Genomic DNA, 17,236 nt, shown 5'->3' with positions numbered 1-17,236 from the left:
CCGCGCTGGGGTTTAACATGTTTGCAAGGATTGTTTATGTGCCGCTAAGCGCTGTGCTAACTCGGCGCGTTGCAGCTTCGGACAGTTGAGGCAGTAATCACCATCGGCTCGCCGATAGTGCTGGCAACAGGCTGAAGGTTTGGCCAGAACGGTACTGCGTTCTGGGTTTAACTCAAAATCAAAAAATGGTGATTTGGGCCCGAGTTGAAGTTGTTCACTCCAGGGACTTAATAAATGGCTGAGTGCCACACTGTTGAGTTGCGGGAATGCTGCAGCTAACTTGAGCATCAGATTAGCGATTTGATCTTTGACGAGACGCATGGCGACGGCTTCGCTCAGTCTACCCTGTTGTCCTAAGGCTGAGCGGTAGTCTTGTAATAATTGGCTTAATTGGCGACAGCTTTGATTTAATACCCATTGCTGATCATCAGCCGCTGTGGGGGAGCTAAGTTGCAGATCCAGATAGCCACTCACAATGCCACTCTCTAAGTTAAGTCTTTGCTTGAATTGGCTCAGGTCTAAACTGGTTTGGCGGGCATATACCGCAATCAATGTTAGTGTAATGGGTTGCCAAATGAGCATCCTCCAACTTTGGATGAGCCAATACACTTCGCCAGCTTCGGGATGTTGATGTTGCCAGCTGCGATACAATTGGCAAACTACCTCACTTATTTGTGGGGATTGGGCATCAATCAACGGCTGCGAGTTAAGCTGGTGAGTGTGTAATTCAATTAAGCTGGGGCTTAAATGTCGCGCCAGTTCAGCCAAAGGCTTGCTGCTTTGAAAAGCGGCGAGCAGGTATTGGCTGATGCTATCCAAGTTAGACGATGTCATGAGCAATATTGGCTCAATTGGCCTGCGGCGAAAATGCACGGAGGCCATGGTTGAGTCCTAAAAATTGTATCGAACATCGGCGGTGACGTATAAACCTTCACCATAACCAGTGGTTCCAGAGGTAGACGCATATGCCACGTAAGTCTTATTGAATAAGTTTTTCGCGTTTAAGCTCAGATCCCAGTGACCGGTTTGGTAAGCGGCCATGGCGTCAAATAGAGTCACTGATGGTACAGTGTACAGATCAGTGCCATCGGTGGTATCTCCTACATAACGGCTTCCTAAACCGACTCGTAAACCTTCAAGCGAGCTTTTGAATTGATAATTCGCCCATACCGAAGCGAGTCTATCGGGCACATAGGCGATCCGGTAACCGGTTTCTTCATCTTCAGTTCTTTGTTCGGTATAGGTGGCAATTAAATCAACTTGTAACCATTTTTTATGAACTTCGAACTCAGCGCCTTGAATACTGACATCAGCCAGTGGCCGAACACCACCATTGGGATTGGTTTGAACTCGATTTTTCTGGGTAATGTCATACAAAGAAACGGTTGCAAGTAGGTCTGAACCAGTGGGTTGATATTTTATGCCCGTTTCATATTGCTCGCCACGTAGCGGATCGAGGTAGATCAGTTTACCGTTATTCATATCCGAGACAGCTTGCTGAGGCTCGAATGATTGCGAGTAGCTTAGGTAAGGAGAGAGTCCGTTATCAAAGTGGTACATTCCACCGAAGCGTCCGGTCACCGCATCTTCGCTAGTATTGGCGATACTACCTTCGGTTTTGGTTTTGGTGGTGTCGTAGCGTAAACCAGCATTCACCGACACTTGAGCAATATTGACTTGGTCATTCAGATAAATACCAAGTTGCGAGGCCGTCACTTCTGCCCCAGGTGTAATGGTATAGCCGCTGGGAATGTTGCCATAAACCGGATTATAAGGGTCGATGGTACCACCGCTGCCAAACCAGACATCGTCACGTGTTTTTGCCTGCTGGCCGTCTACGCCGATTAATAGCGCATGTTCTGTCGCACCCAAAGAAAAATTAGCCAAGGCGCGCACATCGCTGGTGAGCACTTTGCTATTTCCTTGCTTATGGTACGCCGCACGGTTGATCGTGCCATCGGGGTTATACATAATCGGAGCGCCATCACTACTGGTACTCGGCGCATAAGACCACATGGAGCGGTAATCGGATTCACTATCGGTGTAGCGCATATTGGCTTGCAATGACCAGATCTGATTAAAACGATGGTCAAATAAGGCCGTTAGCGATAGTTGTTCGGTGTCATAACTATCCCAGCCGGGCTCACTTAAAAAGGTGCTTTTGTCGATATACTGGCCATTCGGTCCCGCGAACAGTGTACCTTCGGTAGGTAAAAATTGAAGTACTGTGCCCGATTCGTCGCGTTGATAGTTGGCCAATAGGGTTAAATTGGTTGCGTCACCCATCATCCAGGTTAAGGAAGGATTAATCAGGTAGCGATTGTCTTCGGTATGATTAACTTGGGTATCACCTTCGCGCGCTAAAGCGACCATTCGGTAGAGTAGGTTGCTGTTAGCAATTGGTCCGGTCGAGTCAATTGCAATTTGGCGTCGATTATGGGAACCGCCTTGGGCCAATAGTTGATGACTGGCCTGCTGTTGTGGCAATTTTGACACCAGATTCACAATGCCCCCAGTAGAGCCTTGACCAAATAATACCGATGAGGGGCCTTTGAGAACTTCAATTCGTTCCATAGAGAAGGTGTCGGGGCGAATGTTGTTATAGTAGCCAAACAGTGATTTCATGCCGTCCACATACTGGGTGGGGGCGACACCACGGACCAGACTCCAGTCACCACGTGAATCTAAACCAAAGGCACTACTATAGACACCGGAAGTATAAAGTAATGCGTCCTGTAGGTTTTTAACGCCGGTATCTCGCATAAATTGTTGGTCAATCACTGCAACGGAAAATGGTAGTTCTTTGATCGGAATATCCATTTTGCTGCCAGTTGTGGTTGAGTTAGCAATTCCTTTTTCAGCGACGACGGTGAGCTTATCACCAACCTCTAATTGCTCGTGATTGGCAGTGGTTTGTTCAGCGTTGACATTTTGGCTAAGTACGGCTGCTAGCAACACCGATATGTAAGTACGGTTCATCCTTAATTTTCCTGCATTAAGTTAATTCAGTGAGTTTCACTTCCTTTCAATAAACGGTATGATATTATCAAACACAAATAAGAACAATTCTTATTTGCGTTAATGGTTGTGGTTGCTTGTTGGTGAAATGTTGCGACAGGCTGAACTTGTAAACTTTTTGTTGGTGGCGAATTTTGATGATAAATGTCGCTGCCAGCACTAAGCATTAGTGTTGTTATTTCATCGACATGCAATCTCTGGGTTGTTGGGATCCTCATTATTCATCTTGTGAAAGAATGTTTATCAGTGGTAAAAAAATGAAGATATTAAAGGGCCGGTTGAGCTGGTCATGTTTACTCGCCGGAATGTGCTTGGCTCATGTGGTACAGGCGAGTGAAATTGATGCCAGTCTTAAAACAACTGAGCAAAGTCATCGGAAAAATCAGCAGACTCAGTTGAAGCTTGATGGTTTAGATGAGCGGGCACAACAAGCCTTTTTAGATTATCAGCAAAATCAGCAACAAGCCGATTTAGTAGAGGCTTATAACAAACAGTTGAGCTTGATGGTGGCTTCTCAACAGCAAGAGCTGGATGATTTACAAAGTCAGCTTGGCTCTTTAGAGGCGACTCAGCAAGCGGCCTTACCCTTGTTGGCTGATATGCTTGAGGGTTTAGCCCATTTTGTGGCGCAAGATTTGCCTTTTTTGCCGCAGGAACGTCAGCAACGTTTAGCTAAACTGCAAAATAATTTAGTGCGAGCTGATGTGAGTTTGGCCGAGAAATACCGTCAAGTATTAGAAGCCTACCAAATTGAAATAGAATATGGACGTACCATTGAGGCTTACCAAGGTAAGTTAACCAGCGCTGAATTAAAGTCTTTTAAAACATTGCCTACCCACGATGGGGACGAACTGCAAGTCGACTTTTTCCGCTTGGGTCGCACCGCCTTGTATTTTCAAAGTTTAGATAGCCAGATTAGCGGTTTATGGGATCCTCAGCAACAAGCTTGGGTGAGTTTACCTAAACAACACAATTTGGACTTACGCTCGGCGATTCAAATCGCTTGGCAACAGAGTATTCCCGAGCTATTAACGCTGCCACTTAATCCGATCGAGCGGGGGCTGTAATGCGCATTTTGTCGATCTTACTATTTACCTTATTCAGTTTTTCAACACCGCTATCAGCCGCCGAGCCTAGTCATCGTTTAGCATCGCTCGCGACAGACATTCTTCAGCATGATGGCCAAGTCAATCAGCAGCGTTTAGCCGAATTTAAACAACACCTAGATAGTCAAAAGGCGCTATTGGCACAAAGCCAGCAACGTTTGGCCGCGGCGAATGCTCGGCAACTAGAATTAAAACAAGCCTTTGACCAAAACGAACAGCATTTAACTGAAATACAGCAATTGTTGACTCAGCGAAGTGGCCAGCTCGGCGAAGTGTTTGGTGTCGTGAAGCAACAAGCCAGTGAGGCGCAAGGGCAGTTGCAGGATTCTTTGGTTAGTGCGCAGTTTCCGGGACGCAGCAAACAGCTAGATTTTGCTTCGGCACAACGAATTCCGAGTATCGATGAATTTAAGACTTTGTGGGTTAGCTTATATGATGAGTTAAATGAGTCTGGAAAAATCGTTTTATTTGAGCGGGATGTGGTGGAGCCTTCCGGGCAAACTCGCAGTACCCAAGTGTTGCGCATTGGTAATTTTCAGTTGCTTGACCAACAAGGGCATTATTTGAGCTGGCAAAACAAGCTGGATCAATTATTGGTGTTGAGTCGTCAGCCAGACGGCGCGGCGGTGAATCAGGCGAAAGCCTATATAGAGGGCAAGCAAGCCAATTTAGTGATCGATCCTACCCGTGGCCAATTATTGGCCTTACTCGGCCAAGTGCCCAGCTTAGAGCAGCGAATTAAACAAGGTGGCTATGTGGGCTATATCATTTTGGCCTTGGGACTGATTGGTTTGGTGATGGCCCTGTGGCGGATGTTGCTGTTAAGCATCACCGAGATGAAGGTGAAGCGCCAGTTAAAAAACAGTTCAGGCCAACTATTCGATAATAACCCTTTAGGGCGAGTATTGAATAAAGCCCAGCAAAGTGAATTAGCAGTGGACGATTTAGCCTTAAGAGTTGAAGAGTCTATTTTAGAGGAAGTTCCTGGCTTAGAGCGAGGTCAAAGTCTGATTAAGTTGTTTGCGGCAGTTGCGCCTTTATTGGGGCTGCTGGGCACCGTGACCGGAATGATCGGCACTTTCCAGAGTATTACGCTGTTTGGTACCAGCGATCCGAAATTAATGGCAGGAGGGATTTCTCAGGCTCTGATTACCACGGTACTGGGCTTGATTGTGGCCATTCCACTGTTGTTTAGCCATAACTTGTTGAGTAGCCGTTCTCGCCGAGTGATTCAGATATTACAGCAAAAAAGTACCGCTTTATTGGCTGATCGACGTGAAGCTCAGCAAGTAAGGAGCAAACATGCTGCTTGATTGGAGTCGCTTTACAGCCTTGCTGCTGCAGTTTCTTCATTCCGGTGGTTGGGTGCTGAGCCTTATTTTGGCTTTAGCTGCTTTGTTGATGACGCTTATTTTGGAGCGTTATTGGTTTCGTTGGTTTAGTTTTCCAGTGTTGCGGCAACAATTTAATCAGAACGGTGCCTCGCAACGAGAACTGTATCGCTGGCAAAGTGAATATTGCGATTTAGATCTACAGCTTAAACAGCATTTATCATTTATTAAGTTATTGATTTCACTGTGCCCTTTAGTAGGCTTGCTGGGCACGGTCACCGGTATGGTACAGGTTTTTGATAGTTTAGCGCTTAACGGAACAGGCAATGCTCGTTTAATGGCAGCAGGCATTGCCAAAGCCACCTTACCCACTATGGCAGGTATGGCTATCGCGGTTTTTGGGTTGATTTTCCATACGCACTTGGCACGTTGGACCATTCGTCAACGGGCCAGCATTCAGGCGAGCGCGGCCTCACTAGGGACTCAACATGGATAATCAAAGATTAAATAGTAGAGTAGACAATGAGACAAACTAAGTTTTTATTCCAGCAAGAGGATGAAGCGCAGATCGATATGACGCCGATGCTGGATATCGTGTTCATCATGTTGATATTTTTCATCGTCTCCACTTCGTTTGTGCGTGAAGCCGGTATTGAAGTGAATCGACCCCAGTCGCAAACCAGTACCGAGCAAAGCCAAGGGGCGGTGATGGTTGCCTTAAGTGCTAAGGCCGAAATTTGGTTGGATGGTCAGGCGATAGACATTCGTATGTTACGTCCAACTTTGGAGCGTTTAAAGTCTGAGCAAGCCGATTTAGCGGTCGTGGTGCAAGCTGACGAGAAGGCCAGCACTGGTGATTTAGTGAAACTGCTGGATCAATTGCGCTTAGCAAACTTGCCGTACTCGGTGGCAACCCGGATGGGTGGTTAGTTATGTTGCGCTTGCTGGCATTTTCGCCTCTGGGTATTTTGTTTGCCTCGAGTTTTTTCTGGGCCTTAGCGCATCTTGCTGGCATCGGTCAAACGGCGAAGTTTGAACGCAGCGAAGCGCCGCACTTAAGTTTTTTGGCTGTAAAACAAGATAGCGATGTAGAACATCGCTTACGAGAGCGACAAAAACCACCAGAGCCAGAGCTCGAGGCTGTCCCAGAACTGCCACCAATGCCCTCGCAAACTTTAAGCCAAGCGCCACAGCCTAAAATCGATTTAAATTTACCGAGCATCAGTAGTACGCAAGTCGCGATTAGTTCGGTGAGTAATCTAATTCATATAGGCCCACCGGCTCCGGTTGCGGTGACGATTGATCGCAATCCGATGGCTTTGTCTCGGGTATCGCCAATTTATCCCCGTTCAGCGGAGCGACGCAAGATTGAAGGTAAAGTCACGGTGCACTTCACGGTAAAAGAAAATGGTGAGGTCGCGATTGGCAGTATTAAGGTGGTGAAATCGGATCCCAAAGGGGTGTTTGAAGCGTCGGTTAAGCAGGCTTTAATGCGTTGGCGTTTTCAGGTTAAAACCGAGAATGGTAAGGCGGTTTCTTTTAGAGCCTTACAAACTTTCGAATTTACTCGCGGTGATTAAGGAATGTTTATGTTAAAGCATATGATACTGCTGGCTTTACTTTGCGTGAGTGCTGCGGGATTTGCCAAGACTAATCAGCTCAATCAATATGAGTATAAGCAAATTAATAGCGCCTTGAGTTTGATTGAGCAACAGCAGCCTCAGCAGGCGAAGCGGGTGTTAGTGAAGCTTGAGCAGACACTCAAACCACTTGCGGCGCGGGCCTATGCTCTGGCAATTACTCGACTTAATTTGGCGCAGTTAGCCTTGAGCGGTGATCACTACCAACAGGCTCTTAATTATTATCAGCTCGCGGTGGACTCTAATACGCTCGAGCCAGCACAGCTGTTGCAACTGATGCTAGTCAGAGCACAATTAAATCTAGCCTTACAACATTGGGCGATTGGCGCTGAGCTATTGGAGACTTGGTTAAGCCAAGCCGAGCCAAGCTCAATTGCGGCTAGCCATTATCAGCTGTTGGCTCAGGCAAAATTGCAGCAGCAGCAATGGCGCGCTGGGGCGGAGGCGATTGAACGGGCCATCAGTATGCAAAAATCAGCAACGGTGCCGATAAATTGGTATCAGATGGCGATGGTCAGTCGCTCTCAGCTGTCGCAATGGCGCTTGGCGATCAAATGGCAAAAGCAGCTGCTGTCAGCCGAGCCGAAAAAAATGTCGCACTGGTATCAACTTGCGGCGTTGTTGATGCAAAATAAAGATGAGCCTGCTGCTTTGGCCAGTTTACGCTTGGCCTATCAGCAAGGATTATTTGAGAAGCCAAGCCAGTACACTTTGTTGAGCCAATTATTGATACGTCAAGGCAATGCCTATTTGGCGGCGCAGATCTTAGAGCAAGCGATGCAGCGTGGGCAGTTAAAGCGAAATAAGCGTTATCAGTCTTTGCTTAGTCAAGCTTGGTTGCTGGCCAAGCAGCAAAAGCAGGCGAGTGCTGCCTTAGCGCAACTTTTGAAAATTGACGATAGTGAAGCGAATTTACGTCAGTATGCGCAATTGTTATTGCAGCAGCAACAGTGGAATAAAGCACTTGATGTGTTACAGCATTTGGCGGATAAACAAGCTAAAGTTGAACCACGCTTGTGGTTAATGATGGGGATCGCCAATATTCATCTGGGGCAGTTAAGTAGAGCGCAACAGCTGATTGCTAAAGCAGAAACCGATGATAAGTTACGCAACGAGAGTCAAGTGTGGCTGAATTATATTAGTCAGGTACAGGCGGGCTAGCAGCCTGTTTGAGGGGCTCCGTTTGATACTCTCTAGTTGTTGCCTCCTTCGCTGGCGCTGCCGCTCAAGAATCTAAAAACGACGGTAGACACGATTTTTTATATTCTATGCAGTTAAACGTATGTTTTATCTGCTTTTACTTAATTTAACAATTGTGATTCCGCTAACGATAATCCTTGATTAAAGATCGTATTTTAAACCGATGTTTCATTTTGGTTTTAATCAATTAAGGATGCTTATGAAGCCACTCGTTGTTGCCAGTTTACTGAGTGCTGTAATGGCACTAACACCTCAGTTACTGCATGCCAAAGCCGCCGAAGGCGCGACGTATCAAATGCAAGCATTTGACCAAGCCCAGCGTAGTTTTCCGGTTTTTTATCAGAAGCTTAAACAGCGGATGCCATTTACCATGAGCTGGGCAAATAAGCAACTGAGTCCCCAACAGTGGCGGGAGCAAGGTTTAGCCAAAGCGCGTGAGTTGATCCTCCCTTATCAAGATGACACCCCCTTTAAACCGATGGTGATCGACCAAGTTGATCGCGGCTCTTATATTGCGCAAAAGGTGGTGTTTAATATCAGTAACGAGAGTCGGGTGATGGCGTTTTTGCTGACGCCGAAGGGCGAAGGGCCATTCCCCGCCGCGTTATTTCTGCACGATCATGGCAGTAAATTTGATATTGGCAAAGAAAAGTTTGTGCAAACCTGGGATGACGAGGCTCGTTTAGCCTCTTCACAAAAATGGGCCGATAAGTTTTTCACCGGGCGCTTTCCGGGGGATGAACTGGCAAAACGCGGCTATGTGGTATTGTCCATCGATGCCTTAGGCTGGGGCGATCGTTCGGTGCCTGGCTTTGTCACCGGTTCACAACAAGCGCTGGCCTCCAACTTGTTTAACTTAGGTGCTTCCTTCGCCGGTATTATCGCGCTGGAAGATGTACGCGCTTCAGAGTTTTTAGCCAGCCAGCCGCAGGTGGATAAACAGCGGGTTGCGGCCATAGGTTTTTCCATGGGGGCATTTCGCTCGTGGCAGGTGGCTGCCTTATCGGATGCGATTACCGCCAGCATTGTTGATTGCTGGATGGGGACGATGAAGGGCTTGATGGTACCGGGTAACAATCAGCTGAAGGGGCAATCGGCTTTTTCGATGTTGCATCCCTATATTGCGCGTTATCTCGATTACCCTGATATCGCCGCCCTGAGCGCGCCGAAACCGATGTTGGTTTATGCGGGCGCTAAAGATAAGCTGTTTCCGGTGGATTCGGTGAAGTCGGCCTTCTATACCCTGCATTCGGTTTGGGACGCCAATGGTGCTGGCGATAAGCTAGAAACCAAGTTGTGGGCCGATAAAAGTCATACCTTTACCGAAGATATGCAGCAGGCGGCCTTTGATTGGCTAGATAAGCAGTTTGCTCGCTAGTTGTGGTGAAGGGGGCTTTCGCTTGCTTGAAGCACCCTTGAGTCAATTCCAATTTCATTCGCGTCGCTCGCAGGAAGTGCAACCACGGCAGGCAGAGCGCGTTGTTTCGATTGGCTAGATAAGCAGTTTGCTTGCTAGTTGTGGTGAAGGTAGTTGTTAAGGTAGTTGTTAAGGTAGTTGTTAAGGTAGCGGTGAAGGGGGCTTAGCTTGCTTGAAGCCCCCTTCAGTCAATTCCACTTTCATTCGCGTCGCTCACAGGAAGTACCACCACGACAGGCAGAGCGCGTTGTTTCGATTGGCTAGATAAGCAGTTTGCTCGCTAGTTGTGGTGAAGGTAGTTGTTAAGGTAGTGGTTAAGGTAGCGGTGAAGGGGGCTTTCGCTTGCTTGAAGCACTCTTGATTCAATTCCACTTTCATTAGCGTCGCTCACAGGAAGTACCACCACGGCAGCCAGAGCGCGTTGTTTCGATTGGCTAGATAAGCAGTTTGCTTGCTAGTAGTGGTGAAGGTAGCGGTTAAGGTAGTGGTGAAGGGGGCTTAGCTTGCTTGAAGCACCCTTGAGTCAATTCCACTTTCATTAGCGTCGCTCGCAGGAAGTACAACCACGACAGGCTGATCGGGTGTGTGGATCGAGCCTGCTGCGTTGCACCTTGCAATAGGCATTTTTCAGTGCGCGGCGTGCAGCAAACCAATCTTCGGGTTTGCTTAGTAACAGATTCCCCATGAAATTCTTCATTAAGGCTTGCCGATATTGCTCGATAAAGATTTGATCGTAGTCGATCTCAAAATAGCTTAGCGCTTGCTCTATACAGCTAAAACTGGCGATGGTTTGTTGGATCTGTGCTTGGCTCATGGTGATTGATCATACAAAACTTTGAGTCCCAGTGTAGCCAAGTTTCAAGGGACTTTTTTTGATATCGCCCCGTTCACCGGCATCATCCACTGAAAGTTTTGGTAAGGGCTTCACTTTTCCCGAGGAAGCAAACGCCTGCGAGGCCTATTGAAACATGGCATAATCGAGCTCATCTTTATTAATCGCAGGAACCCGGGCCTTTCATGTTACAACTGCGCGATTATCAACAAGCGGCGGTAGATGCTGTATTGAGTCACTTTCGTCAAAGTGATGAGGCTGCCGTTGTGGTATTGCCCACCGGTGCAGGAAAAAGCATCGTGATCGCCGAGCTGGCGCGCTTGGCACGACACCCCATCCTAGTATTGGCGCATGTTAAAGAGTTGGTCGAGCAAAACCAGAGTAAGTTTAGCGCCTATGGCTTCGAGTCGGGCATTTTTGCGGCGGGCCTTGGCCAAAAGCAAGCGCAGTTTCCGGTCACCTTTGCCAGCGTGCAATCGCTGAGTCGTAATCTGGGGCAGTTTAGCGGCTACTATTCGCTGTTGGTGATTGATGAATGTCATCGGGTGAGTGATGATAGCGACAGCCAATATCAAGTGATTATTGAGCATTTAAAACAGCAAAACCCCCAGCTCAAAGTACTCGGCCTGACCGCAACCCCTTATCGCTTAGACAAGGGCTGGATTTACCAACAGCATTATCACGGCTATGTACGCAGCGAGCAGGCGCGCCCCTTTCACAAGTGTATCTATGAATTACCTCTGCGGCATTTGATAAACAAAGGTTACCTAACGCAACCCTTGTTGGTTGACGCTCCCGCGGCACGCTATCAGTTCGACGAGTTGCCCAGCCAATACAGTGAAGCCCAGCTGGATCAATTTTTGTCTGGCTGTCCTCGAGTGACTCAAGCCATCTGCCAGCAATTACTCAAGCTGGCCGAATCGCGGCGCGGGGTGATGGTATTTGCTGCAACGGTTAATCACGCCAGGGAAATCGCTCACTATTTGCCCGACGAACAAACGGCGGTGGTGACGGCGGAAACGCCGCATCAGCAGCGTGACCAGTTGATCGAACAATTTAAACAGCAGCAGCTTAAGTTCTTGGTGAATGTATCGGTGCTTACCACTGGCTTTGATGCACCACATGTTGATTTAATAGCGATTCTGCGGCGCACCGCCTCGGTAAGCCTGTATCAGCAGATTGCCGGGCGGGGCTTACGTTTATATCCGGATAAAAGCGACTGCCTAATCGTTGATTATGCGGGCAATAATTACGATCTCTACCAGCCGGAAATTGGCGAAACCAAGCCCAATCCGAATAGCACTTTGGTGCAGGTTGAGTGTCCGCAATGCCAGTTTGCTAATATTTTCTGGGGACTTACCGACAAAGATGGCGACATCATTGAGCATTATGGAAGGCGCTGTCAGGGCTTAGTTGAGGATCCAAATTATCCCGAAAAATTAGTGCAATGTAACTATCGTTATAAGTACAAACAGTGTTCGCAATGCAATGCCGAAAACGACATCGCCGCGCGTCAGTGCCACGCCTGTGGTTTTCAGATGATTGACCCAGATAAGCAGCTCAAAGATGCGCTGCAACTAAAAGATCGTAAGGTCTTGCGTTGCAGCGGGATCTCGGCAAGTTGTGCTGGCGACAAGTTGCGTATTACCTATCATGATGAAGATGGCGCAGAGCTCAGCGAAAGCTTCAATTTTAGTTACGCTAAGGCCAAGCAGCAGTTTAATCAGCTATTTTGTCGTCGTGTCGATGGTGAAAAGCAGACGCTTGATAGCGCCATACAAGCCGAACAAGCGATCCAGCACTTGGTGGCCCCCGATTTTGTGATCGCCAAACAACAAAAACACTATTGGCGAATTGAGCATCGCATCTTCGACTATCAAGGCAATTTTAGAAAAGCCAATCAGCAGTACTAGTGGCTGTCGCTGAGGACCTCGATGGCGATCCACGACCGAGTAGGGCCGCTTTTAACACCGGAGCTTATGAATATCAGCACTAAGCGGTGAGTCTTAATAAAGATAAAGCGGCCGATGAGCCGCTTTTTTGTGTCTGGGAGTGGTGCTGAGGAGCAGCAGTTCGTTTATTTTGTTTGTTCGGTTTTGATTAGCGGGGCGACAAAGGGTTTGTGTTCGGCGATTTCTGCGGGGCTGAGTCCGGTGAGTTCGTAGGGAAATACCAGCCACTGCTCGGTTTGATGCAGACAAAAGTCGGGTTTTAGCTGGGTTTGGTTAAACTTAGGACGCTCCCAAAGGGTGGCCACTTTGACCTGCGTTGGCATGTTGCGTTTTAGTTTACTTTGCAGCCGATTAATCACCGCCACTACGTTATGACCGCTGCTAAACACATCGTCGACAATAAGCAGACTATCATCAACATTGAGGTTTTCCAGGAGGTATTGAATACCGTGTACCCGAATCGAGTCTGGTTGCTCTAAGATTTGCTGATAATTGGCTTGGCCCTGATAAGAGGTACGTACCGAGATGTGATCGGTGACTAAACCAAGGGTTTGCAAACACTCTTGCACGTAAATCCCCACTGCGCTGCCGCCACGCCAAAGCCCGACAATAAAGCTTGGACGGAATCCGCTTTCAAATATCTTCACGCCGAGTCGGAAAGAGTCTTGGATCAGCGTATCTTCATCTAAATAATGTTTTTGCAGCTGGTCTGTGGGCTGGTTCAATGGCATCTTAGTATCCTTGAATAAGCGGGCTGATTAATGCTAGTTTTATACTACAACTTTGACCCTGAGGTCAGCTTTTTAATAGGATACATGGAAATGAGTGAAAAACTCTATATTAGCGGCCAAGATCTTTTAGAAGACTCATTCCGTTTGGCTGAGCAAGTTCTGAGCAGTGGCTTTCGTCCCAGCTTTATTATTGCGGTATGGCGCGGCGGGGCACCGATTGGTATTGCGGTACAGGAGTTTTTGGCTTATCACGGTATCACTAGCGACAATATTGCCATCCGCACCGCTTCTTATGCTGCGGCGATTGATAATCAGGCCAAAGAGGTCAAGGTGTTTGGCCTAAACTATCTGGTGAAACATGTGCAGCAGCATGACCGCTTATTGATTGTTGATGATGTGTTTGATACCGGACGTTCCATCGATGCAATTATCAGCGAATTAACGCGTTTGGCGCGGCTGAACACGCCCAGCGATATTCGTGTGGCCGTGCCTTATTTTAAACCGGAACGCAATAAAACCGAGCGGGTGCCCGATTACTTCTTACATGAAACCAGCCAGTGGTTGAAGTATCCGCATTCCTTGGAAGGCTTAAGTCCGGATGAGATCGCAGAGTATCGTCCCGAGCTTTATCAAATTATCAAAGCCCACCTCCCCAAAGCTTAACTGCTGTTTAGCTCTCAGGTATTTGCTTTCCTGACCAAGCAGATACCTGATAGTGATGAAACGGCTTTTATTTCGTCTCGAAGCTATCTTCAAAATCGGTGTTCCTTGGGCATCCCTGCAGATGGATGTTGCTGAGGACTGCCGTAACACTTCCGCAATACTAAGAGGTCTTTAAACCGCAGTTCTGCCTTGAACGAGCCTGTTGGTGAGAGAGGTACACGCCGCACTGAAAACTACCCATAAAGTAGTATTTTTCATTAAATTGAATAGCTTAGGCTATATATTGGTGCGCTTTATCTTGGCTGTTGCTGGTGATTCCTAGACTTAAACGTTGCTCGATAGCTTACTGTTACTGATTTGTTATCAATTTGCTGGAGGTTGGTTCTGCTTGGCTCAGCAATTGCTATAGAGACTATGTTGCGCAAGCAAAGATCGCATCAACCAGTTGCAGTGATCCTTGATACTGCTTTGTAAAGGTGGGTCGTTGGTCTTATGAGCCATCAGAAATTTTATTCAATTAGTCATAAAGGGAAAGTTATGTCTTATTTAATTCCAGCAGAATTTGTTAGCAAAATGGTCGACGCGGGTGAATCTAAAGTATTTATGTCCACTCGCGATACTGTGATTCGTGCATTTATGGCGGGGGCTATTTTAGCGCTGGCTGCTATTTTTGCGATTACCATCGCGGTGAATACCGGACACTTCTTACTGGGGGCCATTTTGTTCCCCGTGGGTTTTTGTATGCTCTACCTCATGGGTTTTGATTTGCTCACCGGGGTATTTGTACTGGTACCGCTGGCCTTGCTCGACAAACGCCCCGGGGTTGATGTGCAGGGTTTACTCCGCAACTGGGGTTTAGTGTTTTTGGGTAATTTTGGCGGCGCGTTAAGCGTGGCGGTGATGATGGCCTTTATTTTTACTTACGGCTTTAACGTTGAAGCTGGCGCGGTGGGGGCAAAGGCGGCCAGCATTGGTGAAGCACGTACTCTGGGGTATGCAGAGCATGGGGTTGCGGGCTGGTTTACTATTTTTGTACGCGGCATGCTATGTAACTGGATGGTCTCAATGGGGGTTGTTGGCGCGATGATCTCTACCTCGGTGAGCGGGAAGGTGATAGCGATGTGGATGCCTATCTTCTTATTCTTCTATATGGGCTTTGAGCACTCGGTGGTGAACATGTTTTTATTCCCCTTCGGTTTAATTATGGGGGGAGACTTCTCGATTATGGACTACTTCCTTTGGAATGAAATTCCAACCGCACTGGGTAATCTGGTTGGCGGCTTAGCCTTTACCGGTTTAACTCTGTATACCACTCACGTGAGAACCGCACCTAAACGTCAGCTGGCGAAGGCACCTCGTGTCACCGCGGAAAAAGCCAGCGCTTTAGTGAATGCTTAAGCAAGGTTGACGTCACGATGACCAGCCTATTGCAAGTGAGCATTGGCAGCTATTCTGATAAGGGGCGCAAGCCCCTGAATCAGGACTGCCATGGCAGCCTGATCCCTCGCGACTCGTTGCTTGCCTCCAAAGGCGTGGCGGTGGTGATGGCCGATGGGATCAGCTCCAGCCAGCTTAGTCATATTGCCAGCGAGACCACGGTGAATAGTTTTTTAGATGACTATTATTGCACCTCAGAACTCTGGTCGGTTCAACATTCGGTCGAGCGGGTACTCGCTGCCAGCAACGCCTGGTTGTTTAGTCAAACGCAACACAGCCCTTACCGTTACGACAAAGACAAGGGCTACGTATGCACTTGCAGTGCCTTGGTTGTGAAAGGTGATGTTGCCCATGTGTTTCATGTGGGGGATACCCGGGTATATCGTTTGAATCAGCATGGCTTGGAACAGCTCACCCACGACCATCGCTTATGGGTTTCTGAGCAGCAGAGTCATTTAAGTCGTGCCCTGGGCATTGAGGCTCACTGCCCGTTCGACTACCAGTCGCTGCGGGTACAGGCCGCTGACGTGTTTATTCTGGCCACCGATGGCGTCTATGAATTTATTACCGCCGCGGTGCTTGAACAGGCGCTTAGCCAGCATGCAACCGACTTACAGGCCGCCGCAAAACAGATTGTCGAGCAGGCCTATCAAGCGGGGAGTGATGACAACCTGAGCCTGCAAATTGTTCGGGTTGAACAGCTGCCAAAGCCCTTGGCGCATCCCTTACTGGAAACCCTGGGTTCACGCCCTGTTCCACCCGACTTAAGTGCTGGCTGCTCATTTGACGGGTATCGAATTGTCCGTCAATTGCACGCGAGTCCCCGCAGCCATGTGTATTTGGCCATAGATGAGCAAACGCTCAGCCAGGTTATTTTAAAAACGCCGTCGATTGAGATGCGTGCCGATCCCGCTTATTTGGAGCGTTTTGTGAGCGAAGAATGGATCGCTCGCCGGATCAACAGTGCCTATGTTGTGAAGGCGGCGTCGCAAACGCGTCCGCGCCAATATTTTTATAGTGTATTTGAATACATCGAAGGACAAAGCTTAGCGCAATGGATCACCGATCATCCCAAGGCCGAACTCGGCACGGTAAGGGGCATGGTGGAGCAAATTGCCAGGGGGTTACGCGCCTTTCATCGTATGGATATGTTGCATCAGGATCTAAAGCCCGACAACATCATGATTGATGCTACCGGCACCTTAAAGATCATTGATTTTGGCTCGGTGTGGGCGGCGGGTTTAGCCGAAACGAGCAGTGAGGGGGAATCCTCCTGTTTGCTTGGGACCGCATTATACGCTGCGCCGGAGTATTTTTTAGGTGAGCCGGGGAGCATCCGTTCCGAGCAGTTTTCTTTGGCGGTGATTGCCTACCATATGTTGTCGGGGCGTTACCCTTACGCAACCAAGGTGGCGAGGGCGAAAAGCTCTGCCGCGCAGCAGCGTTTGCATTATCAATCGGTGTTAGACAAAGACCGCGAGATCCCCGCATGGATCGACGATGCTCTAGCCAAGGCCCTGCAGCTGAATCCAGATAAACGTTATTCAGAAATTAGCGAATTTCTGGCCGATCTACGCCGGCCAAACCGCCAGTTTTTAAACCAAAGCCGAGCGCCGCTGGCCGAGCGTAATCCGCTAGCGCTATGGCAGGGGATCGCCGCAATGTTGGCGATGCTGGTGATTTTTTTACTCACGCAACTAAACACCCGTTAAAGCCCTCGGCTTGTTTCGCCGGGATGCTTGTTGCGGCGCGTTTGGCTGTGATTTCAGCAAGGCGGCAGCCCATGTTGCTGGTTCGGGAGCAAATACCAGCTAAAGGGGGATTTGTCTCGTTCAGGCGCAAATAAGGGGCTGGATCCAAAAACGTCTGGTTTGTCCACCCGTGAGTCCGCCTTAAAGCGACCCTTATC

At 48.3% G+C, this 17,236-nt stretch carries 15 protein-coding genes; 11 read left to right on the top strand and 4 right to left on the bottom strand.

Features of this window, described 5'->3' with window-relative positions; translation table 11 throughout:
• Nucleotides 1-12: 12 nt before the first annotated feature.
• Nucleotides 13-882 (bottom strand): siderophore ferric iron reductase, encoded by an 870-nt coding sequence (locus ACRRS0_RS16590; RefSeq protein ID WP_432452107.1) that lies wholly within the window; start codon nt 880-882, stop codon nt 13-15.
• 9 nt (nt 883-891) lie between these two features.
• Nucleotides 892-2,979, bottom strand: coding sequence for a TonB-dependent siderophore receptor (locus ACRRS0_RS16585; protein WP_432452108.1), 2,088 nt, complete (start codon nt 2,977-2,979; stop codon nt 892-894).
• A gap of 296 nt (nt 2,980-3,275) precedes the next feature.
• On the opposite strand from ACRRS0_RS16585, the gene ACRRS0_RS16580 reads away from it, so the two are divergent.
• From ACRRS0_RS16580 to ACRRS0_RS16550, 7 genes are all read left to right on the top strand, one after another.
• Entirely contained in the window at nt 3,276-4,085 is an 810-nt protein-coding gene (locus tag ACRRS0_RS16580) for a DUF3450 domain-containing protein (protein WP_432452109.1), read from the top strand.
• Nucleotides 4,085-5,437 (top strand): MotA/TolQ/ExbB proton channel family protein, encoded by a 1,353-nt coding sequence (locus tag ACRRS0_RS16575; RefSeq protein ID WP_432452110.1) that lies wholly within the window; start codon nt 4,085-4,087, stop codon nt 5,435-5,437. The genes ACRRS0_RS16580 and ACRRS0_RS16575 overlap by 1 nt, the downstream gene beginning before the upstream one ends.
• Nucleotides 5,427-5,951 carry a MotA/TolQ/ExbB proton channel family protein gene (locus tag ACRRS0_RS16570; protein ID WP_432452111.1) on the top strand — a complete coding sequence of 175 codons (525 nt, stop codon included), beginning with the start codon at nt 5,427-5,429 and terminating at the stop codon, nt 5,949-5,951. Before ACRRS0_RS16575 ends, ACRRS0_RS16570 begins: the two co-directional genes overlap by 11 nt.
• 26 nt (nt 5,952-5,977) lie before the next feature.
• Entirely contained in the window at nt 5,978-6,385 is a 408-nt protein-coding gene (locus ACRRS0_RS16565; protein ID WP_432452112.1) for an ExbD/TolR family protein, read from the top strand.
• A gap of 2 nt (nt 6,386-6,387) precedes the next feature.
• On the top strand, nt 6,388-7,035 hold the full coding sequence (locus ACRRS0_RS16560; RefSeq protein ID WP_432452113.1) for a TonB family protein: 648 nt from the start codon (nt 6,388-6,390) through the stop codon (nt 7,033-7,035).
• Between the two features lie 9 nt (nt 7,036-7,044).
• On the top strand, nt 7,045-8,256 hold the full coding sequence (locus ACRRS0_RS16555) for a hypothetical protein (protein WP_432452114.1): 1,212 nt from the start codon (nt 7,045-7,047) through the stop codon (nt 8,254-8,256).
• 238 nt (nt 8,257-8,494) lie between these two features.
• Complete coding sequence (locus ACRRS0_RS16550) at nt 8,495-9,673, top strand: dienelactone hydrolase family protein (RefSeq protein ID WP_432452115.1); 1,179 nt, start codon at nt 8,495-8,497, stop codon at nt 9,671-9,673.
• Between the two features lie 577 nt (nt 9,674-10,250).
• Here the strand turns inward: ACRRS0_RS16550 and ACRRS0_RS16545 are convergent.
• The gene (locus tag ACRRS0_RS16545; protein WP_432452116.1) at nt 10,251-10,526 is read right to left on the bottom strand and encodes a nitrogen fixation protein NifW; all 276 of its coding nucleotides are present in this window, start codon (nt 10,524-10,526) and stop codon (nt 10,251-10,253) included.
• Between the two features lie 203 nt (nt 10,527-10,729).
• On the opposite strand from ACRRS0_RS16545, the gene ACRRS0_RS16540 reads away from it, so the two are divergent.
• Nucleotides 10,730-12,457, top strand: coding sequence for a DEAD/DEAH box helicase family protein (locus ACRRS0_RS16540; RefSeq protein WP_432452117.1), 1,728 nt, complete (start codon nt 10,730-10,732; stop codon nt 12,455-12,457).
• Nucleotides 12,458-12,621: 164 nt separating this feature from the next.
• Here the strand turns inward: ACRRS0_RS16540 and ACRRS0_RS16535 are convergent, their stop codons facing one another.
• Nucleotides 12,622-13,227 carry a phosphoribosyltransferase gene (locus ACRRS0_RS16535; RefSeq protein WP_432452118.1) on the bottom strand — a complete coding sequence of 202 codons (606 nt, stop codon included), beginning with the start codon at nt 13,225-13,227 and terminating at the stop codon, nt 12,622-12,624.
• 90 nt (nt 13,228-13,317) lie between these two features.
• On the opposite strand from ACRRS0_RS16535, the gene ACRRS0_RS16530 reads away from it, so the two are divergent.
• From ACRRS0_RS16530 to ACRRS0_RS16520, 3 genes are all read left to right on the top strand, one after another.
• Entirely contained in the window at nt 13,318-13,890 is a 573-nt protein-coding gene (locus ACRRS0_RS16530; protein WP_432452119.1) for a phosphoribosyltransferase, read from the top strand.
• 537 nt (nt 13,891-14,427) lie between these two features.
• Entirely contained in the window at nt 14,428-15,288 is an 861-nt protein-coding gene (locus ACRRS0_RS16525; protein WP_432452120.1) for a formate/nitrite transporter family protein, read from the top strand.
• Between the two features lie 17 nt (nt 15,289-15,305).
• Complete coding sequence (locus ACRRS0_RS16520) at nt 15,306-17,039, top strand: protein kinase domain-containing protein (protein ID WP_432452121.1); 1,734 nt, start codon at nt 15,306-15,308, stop codon at nt 17,037-17,039.
• The last annotated feature ends 197 nt before the right edge of the window (nt 17,040-17,236 follow it).

This window comes from Agarivorans sp. QJM3NY_29 (assembly GCF_050870835.2).
Lineage (GTDB): Bacteria > Pseudomonadota > Gammaproteobacteria > Enterobacterales > Celerinatantimonadaceae > Agarivorans.
Note: the sequence above shows the minus strand (reverse complement) of the source record. Positions and strands in the feature narration are given on the sequence as shown.

Excerpts from the sequence above, each read along its gene's own strand:
- ACRRS0_RS16590 (WP_432452107.1), bottom strand. The coding sequence starts at position 882 with ATGGCCTCCGTGCATTTTCGCCGCAGGCCAATTGAGCCAATATTGCTC.
- ACRRS0_RS16585 (WP_432452108.1), bottom strand. The coding sequence starts at position 2,979 with ATGAACCGTACTTACATATCGGTGTTGCTAGCAGCCGTACTTAGCCAA.
- ACRRS0_RS16580 (WP_432452109.1), top strand. The coding sequence starts at position 3,276 with ATGAAGATATTAAAGGGCCGGTTGAGCTGGTCATGTTTACTCGCCGGA.
- ACRRS0_RS16575 (WP_432452110.1), top strand. The coding sequence starts at position 4,085 with ATGCGCATTTTGTCGATCTTACTATTTACCTTATTCAGTTTTTCAACA.
- ACRRS0_RS16570 (WP_432452111.1), top strand. The coding sequence starts at position 5,427 with ATGCTGCTTGATTGGAGTCGCTTTACAGCCTTGCTGCTGCAGTTTCTT.
- ACRRS0_RS16565 (WP_432452112.1), top strand. The coding sequence starts at position 5,978 with ATGAGACAAACTAAGTTTTTATTCCAGCAAGAGGATGAAGCGCAGATC.
- ACRRS0_RS16560 (WP_432452113.1), top strand. The coding sequence starts at position 6,388 with ATGTTGCGCTTGCTGGCATTTTCGCCTCTGGGTATTTTGTTTGCCTCG.
- ACRRS0_RS16555 (WP_432452114.1), top strand. The coding sequence starts at position 7,045 with ATGTTAAAGCATATGATACTGCTGGCTTTACTTTGCGTGAGTGCTGCG.
- ACRRS0_RS16550 (WP_432452115.1), top strand. The coding sequence starts at position 8,495 with ATGAAGCCACTCGTTGTTGCCAGTTTACTGAGTGCTGTAATGGCACTA.
- ACRRS0_RS16545 (WP_432452116.1), bottom strand. The coding sequence starts at position 10,526 with ATGAGCCAAGCACAGATCCAACAAACCATCGCCAGTTTTAGCTGTATA.
- ACRRS0_RS16540 (WP_432452117.1), top strand. The coding sequence starts at position 10,730 with ATGTTACAACTGCGCGATTATCAACAAGCGGCGGTAGATGCTGTATTG.
- ACRRS0_RS16535 (WP_432452118.1), bottom strand. The coding sequence starts at position 13,227 with ATGCCATTGAACCAGCCCACAGACCAGCTGCAAAAACATTATTTAGAT.
- ACRRS0_RS16530 (WP_432452119.1), top strand. The coding sequence starts at position 13,318 with ATGAGTGAAAAACTCTATATTAGCGGCCAAGATCTTTTAGAAGACTCA.
- ACRRS0_RS16525 (WP_432452120.1), top strand. The coding sequence starts at position 14,428 with ATGTCTTATTTAATTCCAGCAGAATTTGTTAGCAAAATGGTCGACGCG.
- ACRRS0_RS16520 (WP_432452121.1), top strand. The coding sequence starts at position 15,306 with ATGACCAGCCTATTGCAAGTGAGCATTGGCAGCTATTCTGATAAGGGG.